The organism is Microbacterium sp. CFSPD4_SD4, from assembly GCF_057364585.1.
Genome location: NZ_JBNFOC010000001.1, coordinates 734,226 through 749,093, shown reverse-complemented (window position 1 = coordinate 749,093; position 14,868 = coordinate 734,226). Strand labels below are relative to the sequence as shown.

The 14,868-nt window shown below is 71.2% G+C and carries 15 protein-coding genes; 12 read left to right on the top strand and 3 right to left on the bottom strand.

The features are described from left to right. Nucleotide 1 precedes the first annotated feature (1 nt). The 6 genes from AC2W7E_RS03755 (at nucleotide 2) to AC2W7E_RS03730 (ending at nucleotide 4,389) form a co-directional block, all read left to right on the top strand. On the top strand, nucleotides 2–472 hold the full coding sequence (locus AC2W7E_RS03755) for a prepilin peptidase (protein WP_338566340.1): 471 nt from the start codon (nucleotides 2–4) through the stop codon (nucleotides 470–472). Nucleotides 473–519: 47 nt separating this feature from the next. Then, nucleotides 520–735, top strand: a complete 216-nt coding sequence (locus AC2W7E_RS03750; protein ID WP_025105115.1) for a hypothetical protein — start codon at nucleotides 520–522, stop codon at nucleotides 733–735. Then, nucleotides 728–1,339, top strand: coding sequence for a CYTH domain-containing protein (locus AC2W7E_RS03745; protein ID WP_338566339.1), 612 nt, complete (start codon nucleotides 728–730; stop codon nucleotides 1,337–1,339). The genes AC2W7E_RS03750 and AC2W7E_RS03745 overlap by 8 nt, the downstream gene beginning before the upstream one ends. A 62-nt stretch (nucleotides 1,340–1,401) precedes the next feature. Then, nucleotides 1,402–2,559, top strand: coding sequence for a type III polyketide synthase (locus AC2W7E_RS03740; RefSeq protein WP_253247468.1), 1,158 nt, complete (start codon nucleotides 1,402–1,404; stop codon nucleotides 2,557–2,559). Further along, nucleotides 2,556–3,281, top strand: coding sequence for a methyltransferase domain-containing protein (locus AC2W7E_RS03735; RefSeq protein WP_485988556.1), 726 nt, complete (start codon nucleotides 2,556–2,558; stop codon nucleotides 3,279–3,281). Before AC2W7E_RS03740 ends, AC2W7E_RS03735 begins: the two co-directional genes overlap by 4 nt. Then, entirely contained in the window at nucleotides 3,268–4,389 is a 1,122-nt protein-coding gene (locus AC2W7E_RS03730) for an FAD-dependent oxidoreductase (protein WP_485988555.1), read from the top strand. The genes AC2W7E_RS03735 and AC2W7E_RS03730 overlap by 14 nt, the downstream gene beginning before the upstream one ends. A gap of 53 nt (nucleotides 4,390–4,442) precedes the next feature. Here AC2W7E_RS03730 and lpdA read toward each other — a convergent pair whose 3' ends face one another. Beyond that, nucleotides 4,443–5,840 carry a dihydrolipoyl dehydrogenase gene (gene lpdA, locus AC2W7E_RS03725; RefSeq protein WP_485988554.1) on the bottom strand — a complete coding sequence of 466 codons (1,398 nt, stop codon included), beginning with the start codon at nucleotides 5,838–5,840 and terminating at the stop codon, nucleotides 4,443–4,445. 9 nt (nucleotides 5,841–5,849) lie between these two features. Then, nucleotides 5,850–6,503, bottom strand: a complete 654-nt coding sequence (locus tag AC2W7E_RS03720) for a copper resistance CopC family protein (RefSeq protein WP_085607904.1) — start codon at nucleotides 6,501–6,503, stop codon at nucleotides 5,850–5,852. Between the two features lie 100 nt (nucleotides 6,504–6,603). Between AC2W7E_RS03720 and AC2W7E_RS03715 the strand changes: the two genes are divergently transcribed. From AC2W7E_RS03715 to AC2W7E_RS03705, 3 genes are all read left to right on the top strand, one after another. Further along, complete coding sequence (locus AC2W7E_RS03715) at nucleotides 6,604–7,086, top strand: FHA domain-containing protein (RefSeq protein ID WP_025105108.1); 483 nt, start codon at nucleotides 6,604–6,606, stop codon at nucleotides 7,084–7,086. Next, nucleotides 7,086–7,772 (top strand): transcriptional regulator FtsR, encoded by a 687-nt coding sequence (gene ftsR, locus AC2W7E_RS03710; protein WP_085607902.1) that lies wholly within the window; start codon nucleotides 7,086–7,088, stop codon nucleotides 7,770–7,772. Before AC2W7E_RS03715 ends, ftsR begins: the two co-directional genes overlap by 1 nt. 99 nt (nucleotides 7,773–7,871) lie before the next feature. Further along, on the top strand, nucleotides 7,872–8,417 hold the full coding sequence (locus AC2W7E_RS03705; protein ID WP_025105106.1) for a MerR family transcriptional regulator: 546 nt from the start codon (nucleotides 7,872–7,874) through the stop codon (nucleotides 8,415–8,417). A 69-nt stretch (nucleotides 8,418–8,486) separates the two neighbouring features. Here AC2W7E_RS03705 and AC2W7E_RS03700 read toward each other — a convergent pair whose 3' ends face one another. Then, nucleotides 8,487–9,299 carry a ParA family protein gene (locus tag AC2W7E_RS03700; protein WP_025105105.1) on the bottom strand — a complete coding sequence of 271 codons (813 nt, stop codon included), beginning with the start codon at nucleotides 9,297–9,299 and terminating at the stop codon, nucleotides 8,487–8,489. Between the two features lie 92 nt (nucleotides 9,300–9,391). Here AC2W7E_RS03700 and AC2W7E_RS03695 point away from each other — a divergent pair, with 92 nt between their 5' ends. From AC2W7E_RS03695 to def, 3 genes are all read left to right on the top strand, one after another. Further along, nucleotides 9,392–12,799, top strand: coding sequence for a pyruvate carboxylase (locus AC2W7E_RS03695; protein ID WP_485988553.1), 3,408 nt, complete (start codon nucleotides 9,392–9,394; stop codon nucleotides 12,797–12,799). A 65-nt stretch (nucleotides 12,800–12,864) separates the two neighbouring features. Beyond that, a complete protein-coding gene (locus AC2W7E_RS03690; RefSeq protein WP_485988552.1) occupies nucleotides 12,865–14,349 on the top strand; it encodes a MinD/ParA family ATP-binding protein in 1,485 nt (494 codons plus the stop codon). Beyond that, nucleotides 14,349–14,840, top strand: a complete 492-nt coding sequence (gene def / locus AC2W7E_RS03685) for a peptide deformylase (protein ID WP_485988551.1) — start codon at nucleotides 14,349–14,351, stop codon at nucleotides 14,838–14,840. The genes AC2W7E_RS03690 and def overlap by 1 nt, the downstream gene beginning before the upstream one ends. Nucleotides 14,841–14,868 lie beyond the last annotated feature (28 nt).

Here is a 14,868-nt window from a genome sequence, read left to right as displayed (position 1 = left end):
GATGGACATCCGTCTCGCCCTCCTCGGCCTCGTGCACGGCGGCCTCCTCGCGATCGGCATCCTGCTGACCGTGATCGATGCGCGCACGCACCGGCTCCCGAACCGCATCGTGCTGCCGACCCTGTTCCTGCTGCTCCTGGCGGCGGTCGCCGACGCCGTCATCACCGCCGACGCCGCCGCTCTGGGGCGGGGCCTGCTCGGAGCTCTCGTGCTCGGCGGCTTCTATGCGGCCCTGCGGCTGCTCAGCCGGGCGGGCATGGGCGGAGGCGATGTGAAGCTCGCCCTGGTGATCGGGCTCGTCCTCGCCTGGCACGGCTGGGGGGCCTTCCTCCTCGGCGCGGTGTCCGCCTTCGTGCTCGGAGCGGTCTACGCGCTCGTGCTCCTCGCCGCGGGCCGGGCCGATCGGAGGACCCGCATCGCCTTCGGGCCGTGGATGATCGCGGGGGCCGTCCTCGGCGTCCTCGGCGGCTGACCGCGCAGGTCGCCCCGAATGGGGGAGGGCGGCGCTACCCTGGGCACATGGCACTCGCGCGACTTCACGGCGGCCCGCTGGACGGGCAGATCATCCCCCTCGACGACGATGCGGACGACAAGCTGATCGTCCCCTACAGCGAGACGCAGGTGGTCTACAACCGCCGCGGCGAGCCGCAGAACACGGGAGAGGGCGACGGCCCCACCGAGATCGACTACTGGTTCGAGGAAGCCCTCGAAGACCTCACGCTCGAGGATGACTGAGCCCTCTCGCACCGTCGAGGTCGAGCGCAAGTACGACGTCGACGACGGGACGCCCCTGCCCGACTGGACGGCGATCCCCGGCGTCGATGCGGTCTCGCCCGGTGAGCACCGCGCTCTCGACGCCCGCTACCTGGACACCGCGGACGGAACGCTGGCCCGTGCCGGCGTCGCGGTGCGCCGTCGTTCCGGGGGACCGGACGAGGGCTGGCACATCAAGGGCCCGCGGCAGGGCGACGGCCGGGTCGAGCAGGGCTGGCCCCTCGGCGGCGAGCAGGTCCCGACGGCGGTGCGCGCAGCGATCGCCGCCTGGACCACTGCGCCGCTGGAGCCTCTCGCACGCATCGAGAACGACCGAACGGCCTACCTCCTCACCGGACCGGACGGCGTCGTGGCGGAGTTCGTGGACGACCACGTGCGCGCGACCGACCTGCGCAGCGGGACTCGCCGGACCTGGCGGGAGTGGGAGGTCGAGCTCGGCCCCGCAGGCCCCTCCGACGACGCCGGTCGTGCGGCGTTCTTCGCGGCGGTCGAGCGTGCGGTGCACGCCGCCGGCGGCCGTGAGGCGGGCTCCGATTCGAAGCTCGCCCGGGCTCTCGGCTTCTAGGCCGCCGACTCCTCGGATGCAACCCCTTTCCGCGTGCGGTTGCAGGGTGGTTGAGTGACCACATGAGTCGACCGCCCGTGCTCCGATCGCTGCAGACGATCGTCCCCGAGACCGTCCTCGTGCAGGAGCAGGTGCGCGACGTCTTCGCCGCCCAGCCCGGCCTGGGACGGCTGGCGCAGCGCATCGTGGCGACGTCGTTCAACGTCTCCGGCATCGACACGCGCCACACCGTGATCGCGGAGCTGGCCGACGACGCCTCCCCGGACGACCCGTTGTTCTACGATCGCGTCTCCGGGCAGCTGCTGGCGCCGGGCACGAGGGCACGCAACGACGTCTACACGCGCGAGGCCTCCCGTCTCTTCGTCGAGGTCGCGCGCCGCGCCCTCGAGGCGGACCCCGACCTGAGCCCGACGGACGTGACGCACGTCATCACGGTCTCCTGCACGGGCTTCCACGCCCCGGGCCCCGAGTACGAGATCGTGCGCGGGCTCGGCCTGTCCGACGCCGTCCAGCGCTATCACTTCGGCTTCATGGGGTGCTACGCCTCGATGCCGGCCCTCCGCGCCGCCGGCCAGTTCTGCGCGGCCGACCAGAACGCCGTCGTCCTCGTCGTCAGCGTCGAGCTGTGCACCCTGCACCTGCGCTCCTCCGAGGACCCGGACACCATCGTCGCCTCCTCCCTGTTCGCCGACGGGGCGGCCGCCGGGATCGTGACGGCACGGGACCTTCCCACGACCGTCCCTGCGCTCCGGCTCGACGGCTTCCACACGGCGATCGTGCCGGAGGGCGTGGACGACATGGCCTGGACGATCGGCGACTCCGGCTTCGAGATGATCCTCTCCACCGCCGTCCCGCAGATCATCGGGGAGTCGATCATCGGAGCGCTCGCCCCGCTCTACGGGCGGGAGGACGGCCTGGCGGAGGCCTTCGCCGCGGGGCGGGTGGGCGACCGGGTGCGCCATTGGGCGATCCATCCCGGCGGACGGAGCATCCTCGACCGTGTGCAGGAGCGGATGGCGCTGAGTGACGGGCAGTTGCGACCGGCGCGGGAGACGCTCCGGGAGTACGGGAACATGTCGAGTGCGACCGTGCTGTTCGTACTGAAGCGCATCCTCGAGCAGGAGGATGCGGAACCCGGCGACCGCGTCGCGGCGATGGCCTTCGGCCCGGGGCTCACCGCCGAGAGCGCGCTGCTGACCGTCGTCGCACCCGCACCGTGAGCGTGGATCTGTCGGCGCGCGCCGTCGACCTCGTCGAGCTCATGGACGACCCCGCCGCCGACGAGGAGGCGCTCGGTCGCACGTACCGGCGCTTCAGCGCCGTGAACGCGGTCGTCTCCCGCCCGGGTCGGCTGTATCGGCGGGACATCCGCCCGCGGGCGGTCGCCGGGCGTCCGCTGCGCATCCTCGACATCGGCGCCGGCGGGGGAGACCTGTGTCGCGACCTCGTCCGGAGACTGCGACGCGACGGCCTCCGCGCCGACATCACCGCTCTGGACGCCGACGAGCGTGCGATCCACTGGGCCTCGGCGCACGACGACGGCGCGGGGATCCGCTATCGCCATGCACTCTCCGGCGACCTCGTGGCGGCGGGCGACACCTATGACGTGGTGCTCTCCAACCACGTCCTCCACCACCTCGACGCCGCAGCACTGCGCGCGGTGCTCGACGACTCCCGTGCGCTGGTGGGTGACCGAGGACTCATCTCCCACCACGACATCGCCCGCAGCCGCCTGGCCTACGAGGCGTTCGCGGTAGGAACCTGGCCGTTCGCGCGGAACCTCCTCGCCGGGTCCTTCATCCGGGTCGACGGTCTCCTGAGCATCCGCCGCTCGTACACTCCGCGGGAGCTCGCGGCCGTCGCCCCGCCGGGCTGGGAGGTGCGCTCGCACCTGCCCGCTCGTCTGGAGCTGCGCTGGGAGGGCGCGGATGGTCGACCATGACGTCCTCGTGGTCGGGGGCGGTCCGGTCGGGCTGCTCCTCGCCTGTCTCGTCGCGCAGGACGGTCGTCGGGTGCGCGTATGCGAGCGTCGCGCCGAGCCGGGCCTGCAGACGCGGGCGATCGGGATCCATCGTCCGGGGCTCGATGCCCTCGACGCCGCCGGAGTGGGCGCCGACGTCCGCTCCGCGGCGCTCCGCCTCTCGAGCGGCGAGGTCCGCAGCCGCGGGCGACGGCTCGCCGCCCTGACCTTCCCTCCCGAGCGTCCCATCCTCACGCTGGCGCAGCCCCGCACGGAGGAGCTGCTGCGCGACCGCCTGCAGACGCTGCGACCCGATGCGCTGCAGCTCGGCTCCGCCGTCCGGGCCGTCCATGACGACGGTCCGCTCGTCCGGGTCGGGATCGACGGTGAGCACGGGCCCGTCGAGGAGACGGCGTCGGTCGTGGTGGTCGCCGACGGTGTGCGGAGTCCTCTGCGGGCGGCGTTCGGCGCCGGCTGGGGTCGGCGGTCGGGGAGTGCCGGCTACGCGATGCTCGACGTCGACGATCCGCAGGCCGACGATCGCGCCGTGCTGTACTTCGAGCCGGACGGCCTCGTCGAGTCCTTCCCGCTGCCGGGTGGACGGCGCCGCTGGGTGGTGCGCGAAGACGGCGACCGGACGGTGGCGTCCGCCGGCGAGCTGGCGGACATCGTCGGGCGCCGGACGGGGAACCTCCTCGACGTGGACCCCGCGGCGGCGGTCTCGTCGTTCCGCGCCGCTCAGCACGCGGCTCGGAGGCTGCACCGCGGACGGATCGTCCTGCTCGGGGACGCCGCGCACGAGGTGAGCCCCATCGGCGGCCAGGGCATGAACCTCGGCTGGGCGGATGCGCTCCGGCTGGCGGCCGCGTTGCGCCGGACCGACCGGGGCGCCGTCCCGGTCCTGGACGGCTTCGCCCGGGAGGTCCAGCGGACCGCGCGGAAGGCGCATCGTCGTTCCGCGTTCTTCATGGCGATGGGGGCTCCGGCGATCGCGCCGGTCGTCGCTGCGCGGGAGGGCCTGGTCGGCGTGCTCGGCTCCTCGACGCTGCGCGGGTGGACCACCGGCCTCATCACCATGCGCGGTCTGTGACGCGAGAAGGCCCGATCCGCGATGCGCGGACCGGGCCTTCTCGAGGCGTCGGATCAGAAGTTGATCATGTGGCCGACGAGGCCATGGAAGCCCTCCTGCAGCGCCTCCGACAGCGTCGGGTGCGTGTGCACGTTGCGGGCCAGCTCGAGAGCCGTGAGGTCCCACTTCTGCGCGAGGGTGAGCTCGGGCAGCAGCTCCGACACGTCGGGGCCGATCATGTGCGCGCCGATGAGCTCCAGGTGCTCGGCGTCGGCGATGAGCTTGACGAAGCCGACCGGCTCGCCGAGGCCGTGGGCCTTGCCGTTGGCCATGAACGGGAAGGTCGCGACCTTGATCTCGCGCCCCTCGTCCTTGGCCTGCTGCTCGGTCAGTCCGAACGAAGCCACCTGCGGCGAGCAGAACGTCGCCCGCGGCATCATGCGGTAGTCGCCCAGCGTCATGGTCTCGGCGCCGCCGATGGTCTCGGCCGCGACGACGCCCTGCGCCTCGGCGACGTGGGCGAGCTGCAGCTTGGCGGTGACGTCGCCGATGGCGTAGATGCCCTCGACGTTGGTGCGCATGTGGTCGTCGATGTCGATCGCGCCGCGCTCCGTGAGCTTCACACCCGTCTTGTCGAGTCCGAAGCCCTCGACGTTCGGGGCGAACCCGACCGACATGAGCACCTTGTCGGCCTCGATCGACGCCTGCTGGCCGTCCTTGCCCGTGTACGACACGGTCACCGAGGAGCCGTTGTCGACGACCGACTCGACCTTGGTGGAGGTGAGGATGTCGACGCCGTAGTTCTTGTACTGCTTGGTGATCTCCTTCGACACGTCGGCGTCCTCGTTGGGGAGGGCGCGGTCGAGGAACTCGATGATCGTGACCTTCACGCCATAGTTCGTCATCACGTAGGCGAACTCCATGCCGATGGCGCCGGCACCGACGATCACGATGGACTTCGGCAGCTCACGGGAGAGGATCTGCTCCTCGTAGGTCACGACGTTGTCGCTAAGCTGCACGCCCGGGAGCAGGCGCACCTTGGAGCCGGTCGCGATGATCACGTTGTCGAACGTGACCTCCTCGGTGGAGCCGTCCGCCTTCGCGACGGAGATGGCCTTGGGGCCGGTGAAGGTGCCGCGGCCGTCGTACTCGGTCACCTTGTTCTTCTTCATGAGGAAGTGGATGCCCTTGACCCGGCCGTCCGCGACGACGCGGCTGCGGTCGAACGCCTTGCCGTAGTCGATCGTGAACTCTCCGGAGATCCCGAAGAAGTCGGCCTTGTGGTTCAGGGTGTGCGCGATCTCCGCGTTCTTCAGGAGCGCCTTGGAAGGGATGCAGCCGACGTTGAGGCAGACACCACCCCAGTACTTCTCCTCGATGATCGCGGTGGACAGGCCGAGCTGTGCGCTGCGAACCGCAGCGACGTATCCGCCAGGACCTGCACCAAGGATGACGACGTCGTAATGTGGCATGCCTTAAGCCTATCGCTCCGAGGGGGCGTCGGAATCGGTCGGAGCGGGGCGCCGACGACCGCGCAGGGTGAGCCAGAGGACGACGCCCAGCACCGCGAGCGCGCCGAGGATCACGAGCACCCAGATCCATGCCGGAGCGGCTCCGGCGTCTTCTCCGGCGTCCGGCGTCTTCGTCGCGGTCGCCTCGGGGGTGGCGGTCTGCTCCGTCGTCGGTGCCGCCGTCGGGGGAGCGGTGGTGGGCTCGTCCGTCGCAGCGCCCTCGTCGCCGACGGTGACGGTGAAGGAGAACTCGCCGGACGTGGGGTGGCCGTCGCTCGAGACGACCTTCCACACGACGCGGTACTCGCCGGCGGGCCCCGAACCGGTCAGGGGCTGGGTCACGATCGCGCCGTCGACCGTCGGGGCGCCGTCGATCACGGACTCGCCGGCCGGATCGGTGACGGTGAGCTCCGTCGCACCCTCCCCGTCGATGAGCTTGGCGCTGAACGTCAGGGTCAGCTCCGACGGCAGGGTCTCCACGCTGCTGTCCGCCGCGGGCGACGACGACACGAGGGCGTCGTGGGCCGAGGCCGACAGCGGGGAGAAGAGGACGAGGAACGCGGCGAGGAGGGTGGCCGCGAGGGCGATCGGGGCCGCCGTGCGGCGCAGGGCTGTGGTCTTCACGAGTCCAGCCTATGAATCCCCGGTATGGGACCGCTGAGTGCGAAAGCGGCCTCCCGCGCACCCCTTCGGATCGGATAGTCTGGACGACCAGGAGGGCACAGTGACAGACAGCGACAGCCGACCGGCCGGTGAAGCCGCCATCCATCGCTCCGGCGAGCCGAGACACGATGTGACGCAGACGTTCGGACACGATTCCGATCTGTCGTTCGTGCCGTTCGGCGTGGAGTTGACCGATGTCGAGCAGTCGGCCATCGCGGCGCTGCCCTCGGGCTCCGCGCTGCTGCTCGTCCGCTCCGGCGCCCTCGCCGGCGCCCGATACCTCCTCGACACCGACGTCACCACCGTCGGTCGTCACCCGGAGGCCGACATCTTCTTCGACGACGTCACGGTGTCCCGTCGTCACGCGGAGATCACCCGCACCGGGACGACGTTCGAGATCATCGACCAGCGCTCCCTCAACGGCACCTACGTGAACGGGGAGCGCGTCGATCGCAGCGCCCTCGCGGACGGCTCCGAGCTGCGCGTCGGCAAGTTCCGTCTGAACTTCTTCGCTTCTCCGCTCGACCGCGCGGCGAACGCCTGATGGCGGCGACTCCCGCCCGCGAACGCTCGGCGTCCGCGGGCCTGCTGAGTATCGGTCAGGTGCTCGCCCGCCTCACCCCGGAGTTCCCCGACCTGACCTCCAGCAAGCTGCGGTTCCTCGAGGTGCAGGGCATCGTCCGCCCCTCCCGCACCGAATCCGGCTACCGCAAGTTCTCCGCGTCCGACATCGAGCGGCTGCGCCTGGGCCTCACGCTGCAGCGGGATCACTACCTTCCGCTCAGCGTGATCCGCGAGCAGCTCGATGAGGCGGTGGCGTCCGGCGAGACCGCCGCGCTCGCGCCGCCGCCCTCCATCGCCCCCGCGCCGCGTCGCTACCGCCGCGAGGAACTGCTCGCCGCGGCGGGCGCGGGACCACAGCTGCTCAACGACGCGATCAGCACGGGTGTCATCACCGCCCAGGAGACGTACCCGGAATCCACCGTCGCGCTGCTCCGCGGGCTCGTCGCCCTCGATCGGCATGGCATCGAGCCTCGGCACCTGCGCTCCCTGCGGCAGGGCGCCGAGCGTGAGGTGTCGCTCATCGAGTCGGCGCTCTCCACGCTGCTGCGCCGCACGGACGCGGCGTCCCGTGCTCGTGCCAACGAATTGGCCCCGGAGCTGGCCACGCGGATCGACGATGTGCGGACGCTCTTCGTGAAGGACGCGCTCACCCGGATCCTTTCGTAACGAACTGATTGCGACACACCTTCGGCGTCGCACGGATGTCGTTGCCGGTGCCGGGACCCTGCTCTACCGTGGAGATAACCGTTCCAGGGAGGATTTCAGATGAATGCGGATGAGCTCGCAGGCGACCCGCGGTTCGTGACCGAACTCCTCTTCACGGACGGTCTGCCCGCGATGGACGACGAGGTCGGCTACCGCGGCGCCGTGGCGGCCCGTGCCGCCGGCATCACCTACCGTCAGCTGGACTACTGGGCCCGCACCGAGCTCGTGGAGCCCACCGTGCGCGGTGCGAACGGCTCCGGATCGCAGCGCCTCTACGGCTTCCGCGACATCCTCGTGCTCAAGCTCGTCAAGAGCCTGCTCGACACCGGCATCTCCCTGCAGCAGATCCGCACCGCGGTGGACGAGCTCCGCCGTGCGGGTATCCGCGACCTCGCCGGCACGACCCTCATGAGCGACGGCGCTTCCGTCTACCTCTGCACGTCGAACGACGAGGTGATCGACCTCGTCAGCCGCGGCCAGGGCGTGTTCGGCATCGCGGTGGGCAAGGTCCTCCGCGAGGTGGAGTCGACGCTCGTCGCGTTCGATCCGACCGCACCGGACCCCGTCGACGAGCTGTCGGCCCGTCGCGCCAAGCGCACCGCCTGACGCGTCCCCTCCCGCTTCACGAAGAACGGCCACCCTCGAAGAGGATGGCCGTTTCGTCGTTCCGCGGGGTCAGCTCTGCGGTCCGTTCTCCGGCACCGGGACGCGGCCCGTGCGGATGATGCGGTCGAGGAGCTGGTCGAAGTCGGCGGCGAGCTCCTGTGCGGAGTCGCCGGGCCAGATGTGCAGAGGCTTCGCGGCGCCCTGGGCCTGCTGGAGCGAGGTGCGCTCGGGCAGCTGGGGCGAGAGCACGAGGGGACCGAACATGTCCCGCAGCTCCTTGATGCGGAACTGGTGCTCGATCGACTGCGGACGGACGCGGTTGACCACGATGCCCAGCGGCTGGAGGCGCGGGGAGAGGCCCCGGCGGATCTCCTCGATCGCGCGGAGCGCACGGTCCGCCGCGGCCACGGAGAAGAGGCCGGGCTCGGTGACGACCATGACGCGGTCGCTGGCGGCCCACGCCGTTCGCGTCAGGGCGTTCAGCGACGGGGCGCAGTCGATGAGCACGAGGTCATAGTCGGCCTCAACTGCCGCGAGGGCCTCCTCGAGCTTCCACACGTCGCGGACGCTCGGGTGCGGGCCGTCGAAGTTGATGGCGGACGGACTGCCGATCAGCACGTCGATCGTGCCGGGGTGGACCTTGGCCCAGCCGCTGGAGGTGATCGCCTGACGGACGGTCTTCTCCTTCGGGTTCGCCAGCACATCGGCGATGTTGAGTCGTCCCGCGACCTGGATGTCCATCCCGGTGGAGACGTCGGACTGCGGGTCGAGGTCGACGACGAGCGTCCGGACACCCCGGGCGAAAGCCGCGGAGGCCAGCCCGAGTGTCACGGTCGTCTTGCCGACGCCTCCCTTGAGAGAGCTGACGCTGAGTACGTGCACGGACTCCACGTTACCTTCCCCTAGGCTGGGGGAACACTCAGCCCCGCCCCATGTGCGTGCTTCGGCCGTGCATCGAGCTCTCAGAGGTGTGCATGTTCCAGAAGATCCTTGTGGCGAATCGTGGCGAGATCGCGATCCGGGCATTCCGAGCGGCCGTGGAGGTGGGGGCGCGCACCGTCGCCGTCTTCCCGCACGAGGACCGCGGCTCGGTCCACAGGCTCAAGGCCGACGAGGCCTACGAGATCGGCGAGCGCGGCCATCCGGTCCGCGCCTACCTCGATGTCGACGAGATCATCCGCGTCGCGACCGAGGCCGGCGCTGACGCCATCTACCCCGGTTACGGCTTCCTCTCGGAGAACCCCGAGCTGGCGGAGAAGGCCGCGGCGAACGGCATCGTGTTCATCGGGCCGCCGGCGAAGGTCCTCGAGATGGCCGGCAACAAGGTGGAGGCGAAGCGCCACGCCGTCGAAGCGGGCGTCCCCGTGCTCCGGTCCACCGAGGCCTCGGACGACGTCGACGCCCTGGTCGCCCAGGCGGAGGAGATCGGGTTCCCCCTCTTCGCCAAGGCGGTGGCCGGGGGAGGCGGCCGTGGCATGCGGCGCGTCGAGACGATGGGCGATCTCGGCCCTGCCCTCGCCGAGGCCATGCGGGAGGCCGGCAGCGCCTTCGGCGATCCCCGCATGTTCCTCGAGCAGGCCGTCGTGCGGCCCCGGCACATCGAGGTGCAGATCCTCGCGGACAAGACCGGTGAGACGGTGCACCTGTTCGAGCGGGACTGCTCGGTGCAGCGGCGGCATCAGAAGGTCGTCGAGATCGCTCCCGCCCCCAACCTCGACGACGACGTGCGCCAGGCCCTGCACGGCTACGCCGTCGCGTTCGCCCGCTCGATCGGCTACGAGAACGCGGGGACCGTCGAGTTCCTCCTGGAGACGGCGGGGGAGCGCGCCGGCGAGGTCGTGTTCATCGAGATGAACCCGCGCATCCAGGTCGAGCACACGGTGACCGAGGAGGTCACCGATGTCGACCTCGTGCAGAGCCAGATGCGCATCGCCGCGGGGCAGACCCTCGCCGAGCTGGGACTGCAGCAGGAGAATCTGCACCTGCGCGGTGCCGCGCTGCAGTGCCGCATCACCACGGAGGACCCGACGCAGGGCTTCCGTCCCGACACCGGGAAGATCACGACCTACCGCTCGCCCGGCGGCGCGGGGATCCGCCTGGACGGCGGCACCGTGCACCAGGGCGCTCAGATCAGCCCGCACTTCGACTCGATGCTGGCGAAGCTCACGTGCCGCGGACGCGACTTCCCGGCCGCCGTCGCCCGGGCGCGCCGTGCCCTCGCCGAGTTCCGCATCCGCGGCGTCTCCACGAACATCCCCTTCCTCCAGGCGCTGCTCGACGACGAGGCGTTCATCCGGGGCGACGTCAGCACGTCCTTCATCGACGAGCGCCCGGAGCTGCTCCGCGGCCGCGAGTCGAAGGACCGCGGGACCAAGATCCTCAACTGGCTCGTCGACGTGACGGTGAACAAGCCGCACGGTGCGCATCCCGGCGTCATCGACCCCGCGACCAAACTGCCGCCGATCGACCTGGCCGCCGCACCGGCGCCCGGCTCCCGGCAGCGGCTGCTCGAGGTCGGCCCGGAGGAGTTCGCGCGCGGTCTGCGTGCGCAGAGCGCGCTCGCGATCACGGACACGACGTTCCGCGACGCGCACCAGTCGCTGCTCGCGACCCGCGTCCGCACGAAGGACCTCGTCGCCGCCGCTCCGTACCTCGCCCGGCTGACACCGGAGCTGCTGTCGGTCGAGGCCTGGGGCGGCGCCACCTACGACGTGGCGCTCCGCTTCCTGGGTGAGGACCCGTGGGAGCGGCTCGACAAGCTGCGCGCGGCCCTGCCGAACGTCGCGATCCAGATGCTGCTGCGCGGCCGGAACACGGTCGGCTACACGCCGTACCCGACGGCGGTGACCGAGGCCTTCGTCGCGGAGGCGGCGGCGAGCGGCGTCGACATCTTCCGCATCTTCGACGCGCTCAACGACGTGGAGCAGATGCGCCCCGCGATCGAGGCGGTCCGCGCCACGGGGACGGCCGTCGCGGAGGTCGCGCTCTGCTACACCGGCGATCTGCTGGATCCGGCGGAGGAGCTCTACACCCTCGACTACTACCTGGGGCTCGCGGATCAGATCGTCGCCGCGGGTGCGCACATCCTTGCGATCAAGGACATGGCGGGCCTGCTCCGTCCCGCCGCCGCCGCGAAGCTCGTCTCGGCGCTCCGGGAGCGCTTCGACCTGCCCGTGCACCTGCACACCCACGACACTCCGGGCGGACAGCTCGCCACCCTCCTCGCGGCCAGCGCCGCCGGCGTCGATGCGGTGGACGCCGCGTCGGCCCCGCTGTCCGGCACGACCAGTCAGCCGTCGCTGTCGTCGCTCGTGGCCGCCCTCGCCCACACGGAGCGGGACAGCGGGATCTCCCTCGCCGCGGTCTCCGACCTGGAACCGTACTGGGAGGCGGTGCGTCGCCAGTACGCGCCGTTCGAGTCCGGGCTGCCGGGACCCACGGGGCGCGTGTACCACCACGAGATCCCCGGCGGACAGCTGTCGAACCTCCGGCAGCAGGCGAAGGCTCTCGGCCTCGCGGACGACTTCGAGCTCATCGAGGACATGTACGCCGCCGCCGACCGCATCCTCGGACGCGTGCCGAAGGTCACCCCGTCGTCGAAGGTCGTGGGCGACCTCGCCCTGCACCTCGCCGCGGTGAAGGCCGACCCCGCAGACTTCGAGGCGAACCCCGAGAAGTACGACGTTCCGGACTCCGTGGTCGGGTTCATGGCCGGAGAGCTCGGCGACCTCCCCGGTGGCTGGCCCGAGCCCTTCCGCTCCAAGGTGCTCGCGGGGCGTTCCGTGCGCACGGGGCTCACGGCGCTGACGGAGCAGGACGAGGCGGAGCTGGCCGGGACGAGCGCGCAGCGCCGTTCTCGCCTGAACACGCTGCTCTTCCCCGCCCCCACGGCCGAGTTCGCGGAGCGGCGCGAGCAGTACGGCGATCTGTCCGTGCTCGACACGAGCGACTACCTCTACGGGCTGGTCCCCGGGCAGGAGCACCTCATCGAGATCGACCGAGGGGTACAGCTCTACGTCGGTCTCGAAGCCATCGGCGAGGCGGACGACAAGGGTATGCGCACCGTGATGACGACTCTGAACGGTCAACTCCGGCCCGTGTTCGTGCGCGATCGCTCGATCGCTGTCGACGCGCACGAGGTGGAGAAGGCCGACACGTCGGTGCCCGGCCAGGTGGCCGCGCCGTTCTCCGGCGTGGTCACGCTCAAGGCCGAGGTGGGCGCGACCGTGCGGGCGGGCGAGCCGGTCGCGTCGATCGAGGCGATGAAGATGGAGGCCGCCATCACCGCCCCGGTGGACGGGGTCGTGGAGCGGCATGCCATCGCCGAGACGCAGCAGGTGGACGCGGGTGATCTTTTGGTCGTGATCCGACCGGCGCACTAATCTTGTGCGGGCGAGGCCGCGCACCCTGGGCGCATCCCGAGGCCCGCACAGGTTGGGAGTGACACGTGACCGCGAAGAAGAACGCCGACCCCGAGGACAGTCCGCTGGGAGTGCTCGACGACGCCGCGTCCGTCGACACCGCCGGCATCGGCATCCTCGGCGGGACCGCGCAGGTGCGGGTGGCCCTGCCGGCGGAGGAGGACGACGACCTCGCCGACGACGGCGTGGTGGAGGGAGAGGTCGGGATCGATCTCGTCGTCGACGACCTCACCCTCCCCTCCGCGCCGACGCCCGTCCTCGACCCGCCGCGCATCCACGAGGTGATCGACGCGGTCGTGGTGGAGGAGCCGGTGCCGGCCGTGGTTGCCGCGCCGGAGCGGGCCGCCGAAGAGGAGGCGGCCGCCCTCTTCCTCGCGAAGGCCGATGCCGACCGTGCGGAGGTCCCGGCCGCGAAACCGGCGCGGGCCCCGCAGGTGCCCGTGCAGAAGGAGACCACGATGCCCGAAGCCGACGACACACCCGCCGCCTCCGCGCCCGCACGTCCGGCGCCCCGGACGGATGTGACCCTCACCGCGAAGCGACTGGGGGAGCTGGGGGAGTCCGCTCGCGAGTCCGCGGACCTCCTCACGACCGATCGCCTCCTCGACCCGCACCGGGTGGCCAAGCCCGAACCCGAGGGCGGGTGGAGTCACCTGCTCTACACGTTGTCCGGACGGCGGCTGAACATCGGCGACGGGCGGCGTGCGCGCGAGCGCAAGGAGCTGACCGCGCGCATCGCGGCCCCGCTCGCCGGCGGCGCCCGCTTCGTGCCGGTGCTCTCCCGCAAGGGCGGGGTGGGCAAGACCACCGTCACGGCGCTCCTGGGCATGGCCCTCGCGGACGCGCGGGAGGACCGCGTCATCGCGGTGGACGCGAACCCCGATCGAGGAACTCTCGCCGACCGGGTGCAGCGCGCCGCGCACGGCAAGTCCGTGCGCGACCTCGTCCGCATCCGGGACGACGTGCGCGGCTACCACGACATCTCCGCGATCGTGGCTCGGGATGCGACGCGCCTCGACGTGCTCGCGTCGGACGTCGATCCCCGTGTCGCCGAAGCCTTCAGTGACAGCGACTACCGCGATGTCGCCGACGTGGCCGCGCACTACTACTCGCTCGTGCTCACCGACACCGGCACCGGGATCGTCCATTCGGTGATGTCGGCGACCCTCGATCTCGCCGACCAGATCGTCATCGTCTCCGGTCTCAGCGTCGACGAAGCGCGGCTGGCCTCCGAGACGCTCACGTGGCTGGAGACCAACGGGTACGCGCAGCAGGCGCGGGACGCCATCGTGGTACTCAACCAGTCCACGCCCGGGACGCCGCTCGTGCGTCTCGGAGAGCTGCAGGCGCACTTCGCGTCGCGGGCCCGCAGCGTCGTGCGCGTGCCGTACGACCCGCAGATCGCCGCGGGCGGGACGATCGTCTTCGCGAACCTCCTCCCCGAGACCCGGAAGGCGGCGCGGGAACTCGCGGCGCTCCTCGTCGAGGGCCTCCGGACGAAGGCCGCCTGATGGCGGTTCGCGAGATCCGCATCTTCGGCGACCCGGTCCTGCGGACGGTGTGCGCGCCCATCGAGGAGATCGACGACGGCGTGCGCGCCCTGGTAACCGATCTCCTGGAGACCGTCGAGCTTCCGGGGCGCGCCGGCGTGGCGGCCCCGCAGATCGGCGTCGCGCTCCGCGCCTTCAGCTACAACGTCGACGGCGAGATCGGGTACGTCCTCAACCCCGTGCTCACGGAGGTGCGCGGCGAGCCGGAGCCCACGGGGGAGGGCTGCCTCTCCGTCCCCGGACTCTGGCACGACGCCCAGCGCCATCCCTGGGCCCGCGTCGAAGGGATCGACCTCGACGGACAGCCCGTGGTGCTCGAGGGCGACGGCTTGCTCGCGCAGGCGCTCCAGCACGAGACCGACCACCTCGACGGCACGCTCTTCCTCTCCCGGCTCGACCCGGAGACGCGGAAGGTCGCGATGCGCGAGGTGCGCGAGAGCTCCTGGTTCTAGCTGTCGACCCACCCCTTCTCGTACGAAC

Excerpts from the sequence above, each read along its gene's own strand:
- AC2W7E_RS03755 (WP_338566340.1), top strand. The coding sequence starts at position 2 with ATGGACATCCGTCTCGCCCTCCTCGGCCTCGTGCACGGCGGCCTCCTC.
- AC2W7E_RS03750 (WP_025105115.1), top strand. The coding sequence starts at position 520 with ATGGCACTCGCGCGACTTCACGGCGGCCCGCTGGACGGGCAGATCATC.
- AC2W7E_RS03745 (WP_338566339.1), top strand. The coding sequence starts at position 728 with ATGACTGAGCCCTCTCGCACCGTCGAGGTCGAGCGCAAGTACGACGTC.
- AC2W7E_RS03740 (WP_253247468.1), top strand. The coding sequence starts at position 1,402 with ATGAGTCGACCGCCCGTGCTCCGATCGCTGCAGACGATCGTCCCCGAG.
- AC2W7E_RS03730 (WP_485988555.1), top strand. The coding sequence starts at position 3,268 with ATGGTCGACCATGACGTCCTCGTGGTCGGGGGCGGTCCGGTCGGGCTG.
- lpdA (WP_485988554.1), bottom strand. The coding sequence starts at position 5,840 with ATGCCACATTACGACGTCGTCATCCTTGGTGCAGGTCCTGGCGGATAC.
- ftsR (WP_085607902.1), top strand. The coding sequence starts at position 7,086 with ATGGCGGCGACTCCCGCCCGCGAACGCTCGGCGTCCGCGGGCCTGCTG.
- AC2W7E_RS03705 (WP_025105106.1), top strand. The coding sequence starts at position 7,872 with ATGAATGCGGATGAGCTCGCAGGCGACCCGCGGTTCGTGACCGAACTC.
- AC2W7E_RS03695 (WP_485988553.1), top strand. The coding sequence starts at position 9,392 with ATGTTCCAGAAGATCCTTGTGGCGAATCGTGGCGAGATCGCGATCCGG.
- def (WP_485988551.1), top strand. The coding sequence starts at position 14,349 with ATGGCGGTTCGCGAGATCCGCATCTTCGGCGACCCGGTCCTGCGGACG.